Consider the following 17,100-nt stretch of genomic DNA (forward strand, 5'->3'; position numbering starts at 1 on the left):
TCCGTTCTCGCGGATTCTGATGGCCGCCCGCGGCGGGAGCGACGGGCTCGGAGGTGGTAGCGGAGCGCAACCACGTAGGGCCCCGCGAGCGCCGCCGATTGGATAGAGCACCGTTGCGTTGGGTTATGGAATTCAGGAGGGCGGCGACGGTGCGCGCCGACGTTTCGATGTCGAAATCCCTGGCGCGGTTGCGGGCCGCCGTGGCAAGGCGGGTCCGCAGCGCCGGATCGGCGATGAGGGTGTCGAGTGCGGTGGTGAGTTGTCGCTGATCGCCGCCGTCCACGAGCAGTCCGTTGACACCGGGTTCGACGATCTCGGCCGGGCCGCCCGGTCCGGAAGCGATCACCGCGCAGCCCGCGTGCATACCCTCGACCACGACCTGCCCGAATGGTTCGGGAAGTACCGAGGAGTGCACAAGGATATCGGCATCGCGCAGATAACCTCCGGGATCGTCGACGTGACCGGTGAAGATGACCGGCAGCCCGAATTCCTGTGCCATGCACGCCAATTCGGCCTGGTAGGGCTCCTCGTCGAAGAAGGTGCCGCCGATCAGAAAGATCTGTCGCGGTTGCACTTTCATCGCCGCGATGGCGCGCAGCAGCACGTGCTGGCCCTTCCACGGCGTCAGCCTGCCGACGGCGACGAGGACCGTTTCGGTGGGCGCACGCTGCGCGGCGCGCTCGATATCCTCAGCGAGTTCCACACCTGGATAGGCCACCACCGCCGGACGACGGCCGATCCGCAAGGTGCGCAAGGTGGTTCGGCTATTGGCAAGATAACCATGTGCCACGAGTCGGCCGAGCAGCTGGATCACCGCCGTCGGCACTCGGCCGAAATAGTCGACCGAGATTCGATCGTGTACCTGCCACACCAGCGGAATTCCCGCTCGTCGCGTCGCGACCGCACCCATCACCAAAGCCTTGGTGCTCTCGGCGATCAGCACATCGGCACGCACCTCGCGCGCGGTCGCGCCCAGCGTCCAGCCCAATCGCAGCAGGGCGATGAATCCGGCGACCAGCCGCACCGGCCCGGATCCGATGGTCATGGCACGGCTGTCGAAAGCACCACGCACGACGCGAGTCTCGACCCCGCGGGCCCGCATGCGTTCGACCATCGGGCCGTCCTCCGTATAGATCTGCGCGACATCGATGAGCCCCGACTCGCGCAGCGCGGCAAGCAACCGAAGCGTCGCCAGTTCCGCGCCCGACGGCGCCGCGGTATGCGCGAGAAAGAGGGCTTTGGTAGTCCTCGACGGGGTCATCGCCTTAATTCCTGATACATCGTGAGATGACGCTCCGCTGTGACATCCCACGAGAAAGTTTCTGCGTGCGCGCGACATTGGTCGGGCGTCGGCAGTGTGCCGTTCAGGGCGGCCACGATCCGTGCGCCAAGTGCCTCGGCCTCCCCGGCAGGCACGATCAGCGAAGAATCGAGTCCGCGTACCGAATCGGGTAGTCCGCCACAGTCGGTGACGATCGGGACACGACCGGCCGCCAGGGATTCCAGGGCGATCAGTCCGAATCCCTCCAGTGCCGTGGTCGGGACAACGGTGAGTGCGGCCCGTTCATAGAGGTCGGTGAGTTGTCGGTCGCCGACACTGCCTGCGAAGGCGATCGAATCGCCCAGCCCGGCACCCGCGGCCTGGGCGCGCAATTCGCCCTCGGCGGTCCCGGTTCCGACGAGGACGAGTCGAGCGTCCGGATGTTCGGCGACCACGCCCGGCCAACAGCGCAGTAGCGTATCGATGCCCATCCGGCGTTCGAGTCTGCGCACAGACAGCACGGTTCGATAGGGACCGGTCGGTATCGGTGAGGCTCGGAATCGGGTCAGATCTACACCCGGTGGGATGACCTGGATCCGGTCGGCCGGGACTCGATAGTCGTCGCTGAGTACTTCACGAAAGTGATCGGACAGCACTACGAATCGGTCCGCACCCGCGTAGCGGATCCGCTCGAGCAGATACTTCGCCCGTGCACCGACTTCGCTCTGTCCGGTGAGGCGGCTCTCGGCTGCCCACGGTCCATGGAAGTGCACGACCAGCGGCACCCGCCGGCCTCGCGCGAAGGCCGCCGGACCATACAGCGCGAAGTGCCGGTCGAGGATATTCGCGCGGCCCAGTTCGGCCCGCTCCAGAAATGCGGAGCGGGCCCGGGTTATGGTCGAACCGCCGGTTCGTCCCCACGACCGAGCGCCGGGCGGATCATCGGCGCCGGTCGCGCCGAACGCCGACGCCGAAACCTGTACGCCCGGTTGCCGTGCGAGTGCGTGGAATAGTTCGGTGAAATAACGATTGAGTCCGCCCGGTGCTGCCGAGAACCATTCGGAACCCGTCATATGCACGCGCAATGCCGCGGTCGCTGCCGTCATCGCGGCCCCCTACTTCTGGCGATGGTGGGACGAGCCAGCTATCTGAACTCGCTTCCCGCGCAACAGTCTAGGGGAGTCCGATGGTTCAGGTGGGTCGAGATCAACTTCCGACCAGGGCGAATGACCAGTTCGCTGTCGGTCGACATCAGGATGCCAGCGCCCCTTGAAATCATTCCCGCAGAAATCGTCCCCGCACCGATTCGCCCTCGCGCTCGGTCATGCCCCGCAATTTCGCGCGCGCGAAATCGAGACGCGGGAGTACATGTCGATGCCGCAGGCGACCGCTGATTCCTCGAAGACCTGCTGGCACACATCCTTCCGCCAGGCCGGTCCCGTTACCTTCGCGACCCCGGTGGGTCGACGGCGAATACTCGTCCGGCCGCTTCGGATGTCTTCCAGATGTTGATGTGGTTGATCAGGCCTGACCACGGCACTACCACCTGCGAATTGGAGTCCCGTGCGGTCAGCGCCGTGGCCCACATCGATCGGGTGGGGTAGATTTCACATCGAGTTCGTGCCGGGCGCGGACCGACCCGCGGGGGACCAGCGGGAGGAACTAGGACAGTGGGGACCGAGGGGTCTGTGGCTGAGCACATCGATATCGCCGAACGTGAGATCCGGGTGCTCGTCGAGAACGGCGAGTACTGGCTGCGCAATCGCGGCGATATCGCGATGATGGTGGTCACCGTCGAGCGGATCCGCGCGCATTGGCCGCGGGCGCGCATCGGTGTACTGACCCATCAGCCCGGCGTACTTCAGGGGCTGGTGCCGGAGGCCGAGCCGATCTGCGGGCCCGATTGGCGCTGGGGATCCGCCGGCTGGCAAGGAGTGCTGTCGCGTACCGCGGGCACGAAAGTGGTCGGCCCGGCGGCATTGTGGTGGCGGGCGACTACGGACGGACCGAAGGATCGGCTGCGCGCCGTCCGCACCCGCGGTCGCGACGAGTCCGATGATGCCGAGACGAATCCGGCAGTACCGGAACACGAATTCCCGGTGGAGATTCCGGCGGCGGTCGAACAGGCCTCGCTGGTACTCGCGATCGGCGGCGGCTATCTGACCGATGTCGACCGCTATCAAGCGCACCGCACCCTCAACCTGCTCGAATACGCGTCCGCGCGCGGCATTCCGACGGCGCTGATCGGTCAGGGCATGGGACCGATGCGCGACCCATATCTGGTCCGCCGAGCCGAGGAGGTGCTGCCGAACGTCGATTTCGTCGCGCTGCGCGAAGGGCGGCGCGGCCCGGAGTTGCTCGATAAATTCGGCGTCGAGTCGGATCGGGTGCTGGTCACCGGTGACGATGCGGTCGAATTCGCCTATCGCAGTCGCGATGCCAGGATCGGCACCGAGATCGGCGTCTGTCTGCGTGTCGCAGACTATGCGCAGGTCAGCCTCGAAGCCCAGGGGATCGTCGGTCAGGTGGTGCGCACCCGCGCCGCGGAGTTGGATGCCGGGCTGGTGCCGCTGATCATCTCCGAATACGCCTCCGAGGATCGCCTTTCGACGTTGCCGCTGCTGGCTGGAGCGGACAAGGCGCAGCCGCCGGTCGGTCGCGGTGGCACCCCGGCGGATGTGGCCCGACAGGTCGGGCGGTGTCGCGTATTGGTGACCAGTGCCTATCATCTGGCGGTCTTCGCGCTGTCCCAGGGGATTCCGGCGGTCGGTATCACCGCCTCGGAGTATTACGACGATAAATTCCACGGGCTGGCGCAGATGTTCGGGACCGGACTGCGCGTGGTGCATCTGAACGATCCCGAACTGGAACAGGAATTGACCATGGCGTTGGATGAGCTGTGGGACGATGCACCTGCGCTCCGGGATCCTCTGCAACAGCGGGCGGTCGAACAGATCGATGCGGGTCGGAGTGGTTTGGCGCGAGTATTCGGATTGGTGGAGAACGGACCGGTTCGGCCGGTCCCACGATCAGGGGGATAGCCGTGGTGACGATGCTGTCGGTCTGCGTTCCGGCCTACAACTCCGGCCGGACGTTAGCCACAACCCTGCGATCGATTCTCGATCAGGATGCGGAATTCGAACTGGTCGTCCTGGACAACGCGAGTACCGACGATACGTCGGAGGTCGCGACATCGTTCGACGATCCACGAATCCGATTGCTGCGCAACGACACCGTGCTGGCCATCGGCGACAACTGGGACAAGGCGATCCGAGCCTGCGCCGGGAAACTCATCAAGGTCGTCTGCGCCGACGATGTACTGCGCCCCGCTTCGATCACCACCCAGCTCGAGGTGATGACCGATCCGTCGATCGCCATCTCCTCCAGCCGTTTCGAGGTGATCGATGAGGCGGGGGAGGTACTGGAGACCGAACTCGGATTGGCCGGGCTGCTCGGCAAGCAGACCCCACGTGCCTTGGCGCGCACCATCGTGCGCCGCGGCCCCGCCGACTTCGGACCGACAGCGGCGGCCATATTCTACCGCGAGCACTACGACCGCGTTGGCGGTTTGCGTGGTGACCTGGTCTTTCCCATGGATGTCGACCTGTTCGCACGGGTCTCGTCCTTCGGCGCTTTCTTCGGAATGACCGAAGTCTTGGCCGCCTGGCGCAATTCGTCGTTCAACCTGTGCAGCCAGACGTCCACGGTCAGCAAATTGACCGACATGTATCGCTTCCATCACCGCATCGCCAACGACTATCCGGATCTGGTCCACCGCGGCGATGTGCTCGCCGGGGATGCCCGCCTCGCCAAGGCGGCATTGCACCGCCTGCGCGTGCGCACGGTAGCCACCGTCCGGAACCGCCCGGATTTGCTGGTCTGACACATGAATTGGCGGTTTCGCCGGTCTGCCGATGCGGTGAATCCCGATTCGGCAAACTAAAGAGACTGCAAACCCGACGGTGCCCAAACGGCCAGTGTGGCGCCCGATGACCGGGCGCCACACTGCCGAGCACGGCCGACTCAGATGGTCCAGAGCCTGCCGTAGGTGTACACCGCATCACCGTTGGCGCTGATCACCCGCACGAACGGGCGAATGGTCGTCTGACCGAGCACGCCGGTCACGGTGCCGTGGAAGCCGGACATCCGGATGAAGCCCTCCGCGCCGGAGACGTCGCCGCCGGTGCATTCGAAGGTCTGGATGCCGGGCCCGAAACCCACCTCGAGCTCGACGCCGGCGCGCGGGATGAGTCCGTTGAGCTTGAGCACCGAGCCGTCGGTGCCACCGAGATCGAGACCGAGGTCTGGCGTGTACCACTGGAACCGGATCCGGCCGTTTACCGTGGCCGGATATCCGACCTGATATCCGACCGTGATGTGGCCCGACCAGTCCCGGGCGTTCGGTCCGGAGATGCGGTAGGACGCCTCCCCGTTGTGGAACCACTCGCGGGTCAGCGGATTGCCGTCCAGCGGTGGAACGAAATCGATCCGGGTATCGGACTGAATCGCCTCGACCGTCCGATCCTGCCGATCGACGATCTGACTGGTGCTATCGATCGCCGCGGAGGCGGCGCCGGTGGTAAAGGCCAGACCCGAAGCCGTTACCGAGGCCAGTATGAACGCGCGCAGACTCCGGCCACGGAGTGTGTTCTCCCTCATCAGTATTTCCCTCAGGTTCCCCAATAACAGTTGTCTCTACAGCAAAACGCGCAACGCCGACGCCGATCCAGCTACGACGCAGCGAACTCACGGCATATGGTCACCGCCCTTCCGAGGGACCGGCCGGATCGTCGAGGACCCAGCGGCCGTCGAGTTCGGGAAACCTGGTACGGACCTCCGCGAGCAGGTCGCGCAATGTCAGTAGTACGAAATCCGGTCGGGCGGAGACGAGTTCGGCGGGGGAGATGATCGGTATATCGGTGCCCGGCATCCGGCGGCCCTGTTTGGCTGGCGAGGCATCGGCGACCGCGGCGATCAGTCCGCGGTGCACGCCGGCAATGCTGAAGAGCGCGACCGCGCGCGATGCCGCCCCATAGGCGTACACCCGTCTGCGGCGCGCTGCCATCGCCTCGAGCCAGCGGCGCAGTAGCCGGGCATGCTCGTCCGTCGTGCGCTGAAGGCCCTGTAGCGCAACGAGCTCGGTGTATTCGGCTTCGGCGGCGCTGATCGCACGCACGGCATCGTCCGGTTCGACCGTGCCGTGCACCGCGCCGATCAGGACGGTGCCGCCGTACAGATCGAACTCCCACGCCCTGGCCACACTCATCCCGGCGGCCTCGAGCAATCGGTGCAGTGCGCCGAGCGAGTAGTACGCGAAATGCCCGTGCCGCAATGCATTCCACTGACCTGCCGCGACAATGGTGGCCAGCGAGTGGTACTGGAGCAGCAGCAGACCCGTCGGCGCGGTCGCCGCGGCCCGCTGCGCGAAGGCGGCCCGCTGATCCGGCTCGTGCATGATGCCGAAGCAGTCGAGCACCACATCGGCGACCCCGTCGACGGGTTCGAACCCGCGCCCGGCGAGCAATGGCAGCCAGGTACCGCCGTGCGGACTACCGAATTCGCGCGCGGTCCGCCCGCGCAACAGACCGGCGCGCGCCACCCGTGCCACCGCGTCAGCGGCCTGATCGCGCAGCGCCTGCGGTTCGATAGCGCGCGGCTCCGCGGTACGGGTGTCGTCATCGGCCAATTGCGCCAGCCCGCAGGCGCCGCAGACGTCCATGCGCAGCGGATGCGCGATCTCGGTGGTTTCGATCGCACTGCCCGCGAGCGGAAAGTGGTCGGCGGCAGGAACTTTACCGAGATCGAGCACCGGAGTGAGTTCGGAACTCGAGCAGCCGCGACAACCGCGACCCGGGACCGTCCCGTTCATGACACGATGGCCTGGTGCGCATCGAACACACCGATCTCGCCGACGTCCTGGTGCTCGTGCCCGAACCCTTCCGGGACGACCGCGGCCTGTTCACCCGCACCTTCGACGCCACGGAGTTCGACGCCCACCTCGGCGCACCCGGTACGGCGGCCGCCTTCGTGCAGGATTCGCAATCCCGTTCGGCCCGCGGAGTCATCCGTGGCATGCACGGACGCTCCAGGCGCGGTGAGGCGAAGCTGGTGCGCTGCGCGCACGGCGCGGTGCACGACGTGCTCGTCGATATCCGGCCGGATTCGCCGAGTTTCGGGCGGCAGCAGGCATTTCGACTCGACGACACCGAATTCCGGCATCTCTACGTGCCGCCGGGTTTCCTGCACGGCTTCCAGGCGCTCACCGCGGCCGCCGATGTCTGCTACCGGATCGACCGTCCGCACGATCCGACCGAGGACATCGGCGTCGCCTACGACGATCCGGAACTCGCCATCGCCTGGCCGCTGCCGGTCACCGTGGTCTCGGCCCGTGACCGAGCTGCCGGCAGTTGGCGCCAGCTGCTCACGACTCTGCCTCGCTGACGCTCGGCTCCGTCGTGCGCAGCATGCGCGCTGTGTCCACGGTTCACTCGCTGACGCTCGCTCACGACTCTGCCTCGCTGACGCTCGGCTCCGTCGTGCGCAGCATGCGCGCTGTGTCCACGGTTCACTCGCTGACGCTCGCTCACGACTCTGCCTCGCTGACGCTCGGCTCCGTCGTGCGCAGCATGCGCGCTGTGCCGATGGTTCACTCGCTGACACTCGCTCACGAAACTTGCCGAGCCGCGGTGATCCGGCGCATCGACGCGTCCAGCACCCCGGTATCCCGCAATTTCTCCAGATGTGGCAACCGGGTGAACCGGCGGAAGAAATCGTCACTGGTCAGTCCCCTGGCGGTGTATTCGCGATATAGCTGCTCGGCCCCGGCGGCCACCGTCCAGGTGGCGCGGTAGCCGAGAACCGAACGGGCGGCGGAGAAGTCGACGCGGTAGGACCTCGGGTCCGCGCCGCTCTCGCCGGTGATGGACAGCCGGGCGCCTGGCACTGCCTGCACCACGGCCTCGGCGATTTCGGCCACCGTGAGGTTGTTCGCCTCGGTGCCGATATTGAACGCCCGGCAGTCGATCGCCGCGCGCGGCGCGGTCAGGCAGGTAGCGAAGGCCTTGGCGATATCGTCGGCATGCACCAGCGGTCGCCACGGTGTCCCGTCCGAGAGCACCTTGACCTCGCCGGTGAGCACCGCGTACCCGACCAGATTATTGAGCACGATATCCGCGCGCAGCCGCGGCGAGAAGCCGAATGCCGTTGCGTTGCGCAGGAATACCGGCGTGAAGCCGGCATCCGCCAGCGCCGCGACATCGTCCTCGACCCGCACCTTGCTCTCGGCATAGGGCGTGATCGGACGCAGCGGGGCGTCCTCGGTGACCAGATCCTCGCCCGCCGCGCCGTACACCGAACAGGTGGATGCGTATAGAAACCGCCGCACCCCCGCCTCTTTCGCGAGCCGGGCCAGCCGCACCGACGCGTGATGATTGATCGCGTAGGTGATTTCGGGATCGAGCGCCCCGAGCGGATCGTTGGACAACGCCGCGAGATGGATCACCGCATCGAATCCGGTGAGCTGATCGACGGTGACATCGCGCAGGTCGACCGCGAGACCGGGCGGATCGCCGGGCAGTCGGCCGAGGACGCAATCGGCGAAGAATCCGGCATCGAGTCCGACGACCTCGTGGCCCGCGGCGCGCAGCACCGGTGCCATGACCGTGCCGAGATAACCCTGATGTCCGGTGAGCAGTACACGCATGCCCGTGCCTTCGGCAGTCAATTGAGCTCCAATAGTCATGACAGACCCAAATCGACGACGACCTTGTCGACAACGAATGCTTCGGCATGCCGATTCCGGCATTGCACCCCACGCAGCCGGGACAGACCGGTGAACGACCGCTCCTCGAACCAGTCCCGCCCCACTTGAGAAGGGTAGTGCTTGTGCAGCATCCGCGCCTTTTCCTCGGCGGATTCCGTTGATATCGGCACGAATACGGTCGGGGTCGGCGTATCGGTCTCCCACTTCAGAATTTCGTAGCCGAGCACCAGATGGTCCCGGAATTCGGTGGGTACCAGCTCGGCGAGGAGCCGATGATCCTGATGTGCGTCGCCGCGCTGCGGTGCGAAGACCAGATCCGGTTCGGTGCTCGCGCGGAAAGTAGCCAGCGCCTGCTTGATTCGGTCCCAGTGCGCGGGTGCTCGGCCGTCGGGCAGGTCGAGCACCGTCACGCGCAGATCCGCGTTCGGACAGAATGCGGCAAGCGCGGCCCGTTCTTCGTCCTCGCGCACCGTGCCCGCACCGGTGAGCACAAGTGCGCGCACCCGCAGCCCGGAATGCTTGCGCGCCATCGTGAGCAGCGTCGCGCCCATACCGATCGCGATGTCATCGCAATGCGCGCCGAGCACCGCGATCTCGGTCAGTGACCCCGTGGTCAGCGCGATCATACGAACTGTTTCTCCCAGACCATCCACGGGCGGATGCCGGATCGGTATGCCGCGTCGAGTTCGGCGCGTTCCTTGAAGGTGTCGGCGGGCTTCCAGAAGCCCAGATGCTGATAGCCGTAGAGCCGGCCCTGTCCGGCCAGCCTGCCGCAGGCGTCGGCCACCAGATCACCGCCGGGCGGCAGCAGATCCAGTACCTCGTGGCTGAGCACGAAGTATCCGCCGTTCTCCCACATCGGCATCGATGAAACCGGCCGGATCTCCTTCACCTCGCCATTGGGCTTGATATCGACGCAGTGGAACGACTGCTGCGGTGGCACGACCATCATCGAGGCCGCCGCGCCGGAGGCGTCGAAGCGCTCGATCATCTCGTCGAGCGGTGCGTCGGTGAGCACGTCGGCGTAGTTGGCCAGGAAAGTCTGCTCGCCCTCGAGATATGGGCGCACCCGGCGCAGCCGTTCGCCGATGGCCGAGTCGAGACCGGTGTCGACGAAGGTGATCGACCAGTCGCTGATATCGGTACGCAGCAACTCCACCGAACCGTCGCGCATGACGAAGTCGTTGGAGACCGACTCCTGGTAGGTCAGGAAGAAGTTCTTGATGTGCTCGGCCCCGTAGCCGAGGCACAGAATGAAATCCTTGTGGCCGAAGTGCGCGTAATAGCGCATCACATGCCACAGCAGCGGCCGTGGACCGACCAATTGCATCGGCTTGGGCAGCATGTCGGAGCCGTCACGCATCCGCATCCCGTACCCGCCACAGAACAGCACAACCTTCATCGCGCGTGCCTTCCCCTCGATTCAGCAATGTTCGTTTCCCCGAGCACGGCGCTGTGCAACGTCGGAAGTGGATAGACCAGTTCGCCGCCCCACTCGGCGATATGGCTCAGTTGTGCGGTGATCTCGGCCTCGAGATTCCACGGCAGTACCAGCACCACATCGGGTCGATCGAGATCGATCCGTGCCGTCGGGTAGATCGGAATCCGGGTGCCCGGCGTGAATCGCCCGTGCTTATAGGGATTTCGGTCGACGGTATAGCTCAGCAGGTCGGGGCGGATCCCGCAATAGTTGAGCAGAGTGTTGCCCTTGCCGGGCGCGCCGTAGCCGACCACCCGCCTGCCCTGCGCACGCGCGTCGAGCAGGAACCGCAGCAGCTCCTGACGGACCTGCTGCGCGCTGGTCTGCAGGTGCCGGTAGCCCTCGGGGCGGTGCAGGCCTGCGGTCTGCTCACGGTGCAGCACCTCGCGCACCCGGCTGCTCGGTGCGTCCGCGACCGCCTCCGGCCGGGCCCACAGCCGGATCGAACCACCGTGGGTGGCAAGCAGTTCGACATCCACCACGGCCAATCCGGCAGTGGCCAGCGCGCGCTGGGCCGAGAGCACCGTGTAGTACTGGAAATGTTCGTGATAGATGGTGTCGAACTGGCCGAGCTCCATCAGGTTCAGCGCGTGATGCACCTCGATCGAGAGCCAGCCGTCATCGGCGAGCAGTTCGCGCAGTGCGCGGGTGAATCCGCGCAGATCGGGGACGTGGGCGTAGACATTGTTGGCGACGACCAGGTCTGCGGGCCCGTGCTGGGCGCGGATCCGTTTGGCGAATTCCTCGTCGAGGAAGGCGGTTTCGGTCGGTACGCCGAGCTTGCGCGCGGCCGCGCCGACATTCACCGAGGGTTCGATGCCGAGGCACGGGATGCCCGCGGCGACCACATGCCGCAGCAGGTACCCGTCGTTGCTGGCGACCTCGACCACGAACGAATCGGTCTCGAGGTCAAGCTTTTCGACAGCTTCGGAAACGAAGACTTCGGCATGCCGTACCCAACTATCGGAATACGAGGCGAAATACGCGTATTCGGTAAAGGTTTCCTCCGGCGTGATCAATGCGGGGATCTGCAACAGTAGGCAGTCCTCGCAGATCCGCAGATGCAGAGGATAGGTCGGCTCGGGAAGGTCCAGCCCGTCCACTGCGAGAAATCTCTCGCACGGTGGTGTGGCGCCGAGGTCGAGCACACTCGACAAACGCTCGGAATCACAGAGTCGACAACGCATCCTGGCCCCCTGCCTCCTGCTGCATGGATCGGCCCCGGCGAATTACCGGCATGCCCATGACGTCGGCGCGATCAAGTGAGACGTTACAGCGAATCGCTTGCTTGCGGCTCATTGAAGTGATCGTGTGGTAGCGGTTTTCGGACGATTTCAGGGTCGCTCAGACCATTGGCATCTGGTGGGCAAACAACTCTCTTGGTGGCGGAGCCCCCACTGTCACTTCCATCTGGTGTGCGCGCGGGTGCGCCACCTGCCGACTCTTCCCGGCGAAGCATTTGTGTCAAGTTCCGAAAAACCGACCGCACGAATGTTGGCTACTCCGTGGAATACTCTGCGGCGCTTTCTGCTCAGCGTGTGGAGTGGATTGTGTTCTGTAACAATCGCCTTCGGGCCGGCGACGGAAGGAACACCCCGGGCGGTCAGATTGCGTCGAGGGGACCGATCGACGGGGATCGGGCGCAACGAAAACTCCCAGGGGCAGGTGTTTGTTCAATGAGCTACGAGCTCACCGACGATGACGACCTTGATCTCGCAGGCCCGTCACCGACCCTGCCGCGCTCCGAGCGCGAACGTTGGCAGGCGGAGTATGTACGGCGGCTGGCCACGACGGATTTCGCGGTGATCGCCGTGGCCGTCGGCCTTGCACAACTGATCCGGTTCGGCGGCCCCGCCGCGCCGCCGCTGGCCTGGCCGATGCCGTATGAGATCGGCTACACCGTTGTCTCGGTGTTGCTCGCGCTCACCTGGCTCGCTTTCCTCGCGGCATGCAATTCCCGGTCGCCGCAGGTGGTGGGGTCCGGGTCCGAAGAGTATCGGCGGTTGGTTTCGGCCACGTTGCGACTGTTCGGGGCCGTGGCGATCATGTCGCTGATCTTCCAGATCGAGTTCGCGCGAGGCTATCTCGCGATCGCGCTGCCGCTGGGGCTGGTCGGACTGATGGTCAGCCGGTTGCTCTGGCGACTGCACACCAGACAGCGACGCAGGCGCGAGGGCGAATACCGCACCTCGGTACTCGTGGTCGGCTGGCCCGAGGCGGCACAGGCGATGGCGACCGCTTTCTCTCGCGATCCGGATTCCGGATATCAGGTTGTCGGCGTATGCATTCCGGATGGCGGCACCGATCCGACCGACTACGCGATCCGGGCATCCGGAAAGTCCTACTCGGTGGTCGGCGACGATCGCTCGGTGCTCGACGCGGTGCGGCGCAGTGGGGCAGATACCGTCGCGGTGACCGCGACCGACCACCTCGGACCCGTCGAATTGCGCCGGATGGCATGGGATCTCGATCCGCTCGGCGTCGAGTTGATCGTCGCGCCCGGGGTCGTCGATATCGCGGGCACCCGGCAGACCAACCGTCAGGTCGCGGGCATGCCGATGCTGCACATCGCCAAACCGCAGTACGACCGCGCGAAGTCGACCGGTAAGGCGGTCTTCGATATGTGCTTCGCCGGCGCGGTGCTGTTCGCGATCCTGCCTGCGATGCTCGGCATCGCGATGCTGGTCAAGCTGACCAGTCCCGGTCCGGTCTTCTACCGCTCGGAACGAATCGGGCGCGGTGGCAAGCCTTTCCAGATGATCAAGTTCCGCAGCATGTACGCCGACGCGGATCGCAATGTCGCGGCGCTCATCGAGGCGAATGGCGGCAATCCGGTGTTCTTCAAGATGAAGGACGATCCGCGAATCACTCCGATCGGCAAGATCATTCGCAAATTGAGTCTCGACGAGTTACCCCAGTTCCTCAATGTGCTGCGCGGTGAGATGAGCGTGGTCGGCCCGCGTCCGCAGGTGCAGCGCGAAGTCGACACCTACGACGGCAATATGCGGCGCAGGCTGCTGGTGAAGCCGGGCGTCACCGGTCTGTGGCAGGTGAGCGGACGCTCGGATCTATCGCTCGAGGACGCGGTGCGCCTTGACCTGTCCTATGTCGAGAACTGGTCGATGATCCTGGATCTGCTGTTGATCGCCAAGACGATCGGCGCGGTCGCGCGCGGGGAGGGTGCGTACTGAGACTCAGCTGGGGCGGCGGGCCGGGAATTCGGCGGCGAGTTCGGCGAATACCGCGGTATTCAGCGCGAAGGCCCGCTGTCCCTCGTCGAGTACCCGGCGGCATTCGAGATCGTCGAGCGGCAATTGGTCGAGCAGACCGCGGTATTGGCGTTTGAAGGCCGCCGGATTGCCGAGCGCGTCGAAGACGTAGAAGCGCACACCGTCGCCGCGATGCGGGAGATTCCACAACTTCTCAGCGGTCCCCCGGATGACCTGGCCGCCCGAGAGGTCACCGAGATAGCGGGTGTAGTGGTGCGCGATGTACCCGGCGGGCCACTCGCGGGCGCATTCATCGATGCGGGCGGCGTAGGCGGCCGTGGCGGGCAGCGCCTTGAGGGCGTCGCGCCAGTCGGGGCCGATGAGGTGCGCGAGGTCGCGTTCGAGTTCCGCGGTCCTGGCCAGTTCGGCACGGATGAACGGACCCGCGATCGGATCGTCGGCGAGGGCGTCCCAGCGGTCTTCCAAGGCGTGGTAGATGAACCAGAGTTGGGCGGTGTAGCGGTGGTAGGAGTCGATGCCGAGTTCGCCGCCGAGCATGTCACTGATGAACGAGGAGTTTTCCGCTTCCTCGTGCTGCTGTGCGGTGGCGGTGCGGATCGCCGTGGAGAACGGGACCGTATCCGACATTTCTGAACCACCTCACTAAATCTGACGAGCGAGGGCTCTGGGCGCACTAACTAATTCGAACAACCATACCGGCTGTCCATGACAGCCACCTGTGCATCATGATCGACGGCCGGATTCCCGGCGATGCGGATGTCGCGGCAGTCGGCGTATGCGCACGATGACCGGCCGGCGGACCGAGCCGAATCGGCTCAGGATGCGCGGCCTGCGCACGGTGCGGTCGAACCACTCGCCGAGGGTGACACCCGCGGCCAGTGCGCAACCGACGCCGACCGCAGCGAGCACCTGATTGGCTCCGATCAGCAGTTCGTCGTTGAGCAGCGCGTAGAGCCCGCGATACACCTTCAGACCTGGCAGCAGCGGGGTGATGCCCGCGAGCGCGACGACCAGCGGGGGAGTCAGCGCTCGGCGCGCCATCAGACCACCGGCCAGACCGACCAGCGTCGCGGCTGCCGCCGAGGAAATCACCGGACCGAAGCCGAGATCCTGTACGAGCAGAAAACAGATGGTGCCCGCGGCACCGCCGAATGCGGCAGCGGCGAGCGCGCGACGCTCGGCGTAGCAGGCCAGTGCGAACGCCAGCGCGGCCACCGCACCGGCCGCGATCTTGATCGGCAGATCGGTGATATCGCGACTGGAGGTCAGATAGACCGGCGGAATCGTGGCGCCGAGGATATCGCCGACTCGCAGTGCCATCGCGATGCCCGCGATAATGCCGCCGGTCATCATCATGACCTCGAGCATGCGGGCGGTCGCGGTGATCGGTGCGCCGGTTATCGCGTCCTGCACCGCGCCGACCAGCTGCAACCCACTGAGCAGCACGGTGATTCCGGCGGCGATGATCAATGTCGGGTCGACATCGATATGCAGGGTTGCCGCCAGGGTGGCCAGCAGCAGTGCCGGTGTCGCCGCGACAGCGCCGCCCACCACATGCTGGAAGAAGAACGGCAGACCGTAGCGATTCAGGACGCGATTGACACGGTCGATGGCCAGGGTGGTGCCGAAGCTGACCGCGGCGACGAGCCAGCCGCCGCCGAGCAACGCCGCGATGGATGCGGCGAGCAGCGACCAGCCGAAGGTGGCGACCCAGCGGTGGTACGGATGCGGCGCGGAGGTGATCGCGTCCAGGCGGGCACGCGCGTCGCCGGGTGGGACGACCTCATTGCGGATGCGGCGGGTGAGTCGGTCGACCGCGGCGAGGCGAGTGAGGTCCAGTGAACGGTATTTGACTACCCGCATGGTGCTGGCGGGCGGCAGCAAGGGACCGCGGTCTGCCCAGATCCTGATCGCGTCATAGGTGACGTCGATATCGCAGCGGGCCAGTCCGTAGGTGGCGGCGATAAAACGCACCTGGGCCATCGTGTCGTTGACACCGGTACCCGAGGCCAGCACCACCTCGCCGACCCGCACGGCCAGATCGAGCACCTCGGCGACGCTCGCATCGTCGGTGAGATCGATCGGCTGCAGCGGCGTCGGCGCGGCGACGATGTGGTCGGCGGTAGCGGGACGGTCGGCGACCAGCAGGTCGACCGCCTGTTTGACGACCGGAATGCGGGGTGCGCGGAGGAAGCGCAATCGCGGCCGCCTGGCCGCCTGGTCGCCCGGGGCGGTGTCGTCTCCTCCTGGAAATGTGTCCGGACCCATGTGCGCGACGGTAGTCAACCGAGGCCATGGTTCGCATCCGTGGTGGTCCGAGGGACCATTCAGTGGCCAGACGGTTGTCCGGACACTTGGTCGGAGCCGGGAAAAGTGATAGAACTTGTTCTAATTTGCCGATGGGAGCGTGCACGGTGCGGTACGGAATTGTGTTGTTCACCAGTGACCGGGGCATCACGCCGGCCGATGCGGCCGCGGCCGCGGAACAAGCCGGATTCGACGCCTTCTACGTGCCCGAGCACACCCATATCCCGGTGGTTCGGGCGGCGGCGCATCCGCGCACCGGGGATGCGAGCCTGCCCGACGATCGATATCTGCGCACGCTGGACCCGTGGGTCGCGCTGGCCACCGCGGCGGCGGTGACCAGCCGGATCACGCTGTCCACCGCGGTCGCCCTGCCCGCCGAACACCATCCGATCACCCTGGCCAAAACCCTCGCCTCGCTGGATCATCTGTCCGGCGGCCGGGTCAGCCTCGGCGTGGGTTTCGGTTGGAATACCGACGAAATGGCGCATCACGGGGTGCCCGCGAACAAGCGCAGGACGGTATTGCGTGAACATCTCGATGCCATGCGCGCGTTGTGGTCGGAGGAGGAAGCCAGCTTTGCGGGGCAATTCGTGAATTTCGGGCCGAGTTGGTCCTGGCCCAAGCCGGTGCAGAAGCGGATTCCGGTGATTCTCGGCGCGGCCGGGACCGAGCAGTCGTTCACCTGGCTGGCCAAGAACGCGGACGCCTGGCTGACCACCCCCACCGAGGACGGCCTCGGGGAGAAAATCGAACTGCTGCACCGGGTTTGGCGCGAACACGAGCGTGCGGGCAGCCCGGAGATCATCGCGCTGGCCGGACGCCATGATGCGGCGCAGCTCGCCCAGTGGGCCGAATTGGGTATCACCGAAGCGGTTTTCGGCCTGCCGGACCGCGATGCAGATGACGTGCGCGCGTACCTCACCCGCCTCGCCGGAAAGCTCGGTCTCGAAGCAGCCCGCTGACACCCGTCGGCGTCAGCGGGCCTTCCGCTAGGGATTCCGGCTCTGCCAGCCCCACCTCGTTCAGCGAAAGCGATTCTGCAACAGGCTCCGTAGTCCAG

The 17,100-nt window shown here is 65.8% G+C and carries 14 protein-coding genes and 1 pseudogene; 5 read left to right on the top strand and 10 right to left on the bottom strand.

From position 1 onward, the window contains the following. Positions 1–88: 88 nt before the first annotated feature. Positions 89–1,261: pseudogene (locus ACQPXH_RS13860) on the bottom strand (glycosyltransferase family 4 protein); the annotation flags it as partial. After that, positions 1,258–2,334: a glycosyltransferase family 4 protein gene (locus tag ACQPXH_RS13865; RefSeq protein ID WP_433603442.1), complete on the bottom strand. Its 1,077-nt coding sequence runs from the start codon at positions 2,332–2,334 to the stop codon at positions 1,258–1,260. The gene ACQPXH_RS13865 and the pseudogene ACQPXH_RS13860, both read right to left, overlap by 4 nt. Positions 2,335–2,949: 615 nt before the next feature. On the opposite strand from ACQPXH_RS13865, the gene ACQPXH_RS13870 reads away from it, so the two are divergent. Then, positions 2,950–4,302: a polysaccharide pyruvyl transferase family protein gene (locus ACQPXH_RS13870; RefSeq protein ID WP_433602753.1), complete on the top strand. Its 1,353-nt coding sequence runs from the start codon at positions 2,950–2,952 to the stop codon at positions 4,300–4,302. Between the two features lie 11 nt (positions 4,303–4,313). Then, positions 4,314–5,144 carry a glycosyltransferase family 2 protein gene (locus ACQPXH_RS13875; protein WP_433603443.1) on the top strand — a complete coding sequence of 277 codons (831 nt, stop codon included), beginning with the start codon at positions 4,314–4,316 and terminating at the stop codon, positions 5,142–5,144. 140 nt (positions 5,145–5,284) lie between these two features. Here ACQPXH_RS13875 and ACQPXH_RS13880 read toward each other — a convergent pair whose 3' ends face one another. Together ACQPXH_RS13880 and ACQPXH_RS13885 are read right to left on the bottom strand one after the other, a co-directional pair. After that, positions 5,285–5,920 (bottom strand): MspA family porin, encoded by a 636-nt coding sequence (locus ACQPXH_RS13880; protein ID WP_433602754.1) that lies wholly within the window; start codon positions 5,918–5,920, stop codon positions 5,285–5,287. A gap of 100 nt (positions 5,921–6,020) precedes the next feature. Beyond that, complete coding sequence (locus ACQPXH_RS13885; RefSeq protein ID WP_433602755.1) at positions 6,021–7,130, bottom strand: class I SAM-dependent methyltransferase; 1,110 nt, start codon at positions 7,128–7,130, stop codon at positions 6,021–6,023. Positions 7,131–7,144: 14 nt separating this feature from the next. Between ACQPXH_RS13885 and rfbC the strand changes: the two genes are divergently transcribed. Next, a complete protein-coding gene (gene rfbC / locus ACQPXH_RS13890) occupies positions 7,145–7,702 on the top strand; it encodes a dTDP-4-dehydrorhamnose 3,5-epimerase (RefSeq protein ID WP_433602756.1) in 558 nt (185 codons plus the stop codon). A gap of 223 nt (positions 7,703–7,925) precedes the next feature. Here the strand turns inward: rfbC and ACQPXH_RS13895 are convergent, their stop codons facing one another. From ACQPXH_RS13895 to ACQPXH_RS13910, 4 genes are read right to left on the bottom strand one after another with little or no spacing between them, the layout of a single operon-like run. Then, positions 7,926–8,963, bottom strand: a complete 1,038-nt coding sequence (locus tag ACQPXH_RS13895) for an NAD-dependent epimerase/dehydratase family protein (protein WP_433603444.1) — start codon at positions 8,961–8,963, stop codon at positions 7,926–7,928. Positions 8,964–8,998: 35 nt separating this feature from the next. Continuing rightward, a complete protein-coding gene (locus ACQPXH_RS13900) occupies positions 8,999–9,649 on the bottom strand; it encodes a PIG-L deacetylase family protein (RefSeq protein ID WP_433602757.1) in 651 nt (216 codons plus the stop codon). Next, positions 9,646–10,425 carry a glucose-1-phosphate cytidylyltransferase gene (locus tag ACQPXH_RS13905; RefSeq protein WP_433602758.1) on the bottom strand — a complete coding sequence of 260 codons (780 nt, stop codon included), beginning with the start codon at positions 10,423–10,425 and terminating at the stop codon, positions 9,646–9,648. Before ACQPXH_RS13905 ends, ACQPXH_RS13900 begins: the two co-directional genes overlap by 4 nt. After that, positions 10,422–11,690 (bottom strand): methyltransferase domain-containing protein, encoded by a 1,269-nt coding sequence (locus ACQPXH_RS13910; RefSeq protein ID WP_433602759.1) that lies wholly within the window; start codon positions 11,688–11,690, stop codon positions 10,422–10,424. Before ACQPXH_RS13910 ends, ACQPXH_RS13905 begins: the two co-directional genes overlap by 4 nt. Positions 11,691–12,179: 489 nt before the next feature. Here ACQPXH_RS13910 and ACQPXH_RS13915 point away from each other — a divergent pair, with 489 nt between their 5' ends. After that, positions 12,180–13,694 (top strand): sugar transferase, encoded by a 1,515-nt coding sequence (locus ACQPXH_RS13915; RefSeq protein WP_433602760.1) that lies wholly within the window; start codon positions 12,180–12,182, stop codon positions 13,692–13,694. Positions 13,695–13,697: 3 nt separating this feature from the next. Here the strand turns inward: ACQPXH_RS13915 and ACQPXH_RS13920 are convergent, their stop codons facing one another. Then, entirely contained in the window at positions 13,698–14,360 is a 663-nt protein-coding gene (locus tag ACQPXH_RS13920) for a heme oxygenase (biliverdin-producing) (RefSeq protein WP_433602761.1), read from the bottom strand. A 96-nt stretch (positions 14,361–14,456) separates the two neighbouring features. Next, positions 14,457–16,001 (bottom strand): threonine/serine ThrE exporter family protein, encoded by a 1,545-nt coding sequence (locus ACQPXH_RS13925; RefSeq protein WP_433603445.1) that lies wholly within the window; start codon positions 15,999–16,001, stop codon positions 14,457–14,459. A gap of 146 nt (positions 16,002–16,147) precedes the next feature. On the opposite strand from ACQPXH_RS13925, the gene ACQPXH_RS13930 reads away from it, so the two are divergent. Beyond that, the gene (locus ACQPXH_RS13930; RefSeq protein ID WP_433602762.1) at positions 16,148–17,002 is read left to right on the top strand and encodes a TIGR03619 family F420-dependent LLM class oxidoreductase; all 855 of its coding nucleotides are present in this window, start codon (positions 16,148–16,150) and stop codon (positions 17,000–17,002) included. Positions 17,003–17,100 lie beyond the last annotated feature (98 nt).

The sequence above is a fragment of the Nocardia sp. CA-135953 genome, assembly GCF_050955735.1.
Lineage (GTDB): Bacteria > Actinomycetota > Actinomycetes > Mycobacteriales > Mycobacteriaceae > Nocardia.

Coding starts and splice junctions, on each gene's coding strand:
- ACQPXH_RS13865 (WP_433603442.1), bottom strand. CDS start 2,334: ATGACGGGTTCCGAATGGTTCTCGGCAGCACCGGGCGGACTCAATCGT.
- ACQPXH_RS13875 (WP_433603443.1), top strand. CDS start 4,314: ATGCTGTCGGTCTGCGTTCCGGCCTACAACTCCGGCCGGACGTTAGCC.
- ACQPXH_RS13880 (WP_433602754.1), bottom strand. CDS start 5,920: ATGAGGGAGAACACACTCCGTGGCCGGAGTCTGCGCGCGTTCATACTG.
- ACQPXH_RS13885 (WP_433602755.1), bottom strand. CDS start 7,130: ATGAACGGGACGGTCCCGGGTCGCGGTTGTCGCGGCTGCTCGAGTTCC.
- ACQPXH_RS13895 (WP_433603444.1), bottom strand. CDS start 8,963: ATGCGTGTACTGCTCACCGGACATCAGGGTTATCTCGGCACGGTCATG.
- ACQPXH_RS13900 (WP_433602757.1), bottom strand. CDS start 9,649: ATGATCGCGCTGACCACGGGGTCACTGACCGAGATCGCGGTGCTCGGC.
- ACQPXH_RS13905 (WP_433602758.1), bottom strand. CDS start 10,425: ATGAAGGTTGTGCTGTTCTGTGGCGGGTACGGGATGCGGATGCGTGAC.
- ACQPXH_RS13910 (WP_433602759.1), bottom strand. CDS start 11,690: ATGCGTTGTCGACTCTGTGATTCCGAGCGTTTGTCGAGTGTGCTCGAC.
- ACQPXH_RS13915 (WP_433602760.1), top strand. CDS start 12,180: ATGAGCTACGAGCTCACCGACGATGACGACCTTGATCTCGCAGGCCCG.
- ACQPXH_RS13920 (WP_433602761.1), bottom strand. CDS start 14,360: ATGTCGGATACGGTCCCGTTCTCCACGGCGATCCGCACCGCCACCGCA.
- ACQPXH_RS13925 (WP_433603445.1), bottom strand. CDS start 16,001: ATGGGTCCGGACACATTTCCAGGAGGAGACGACACCGCCCCGGGCGAC.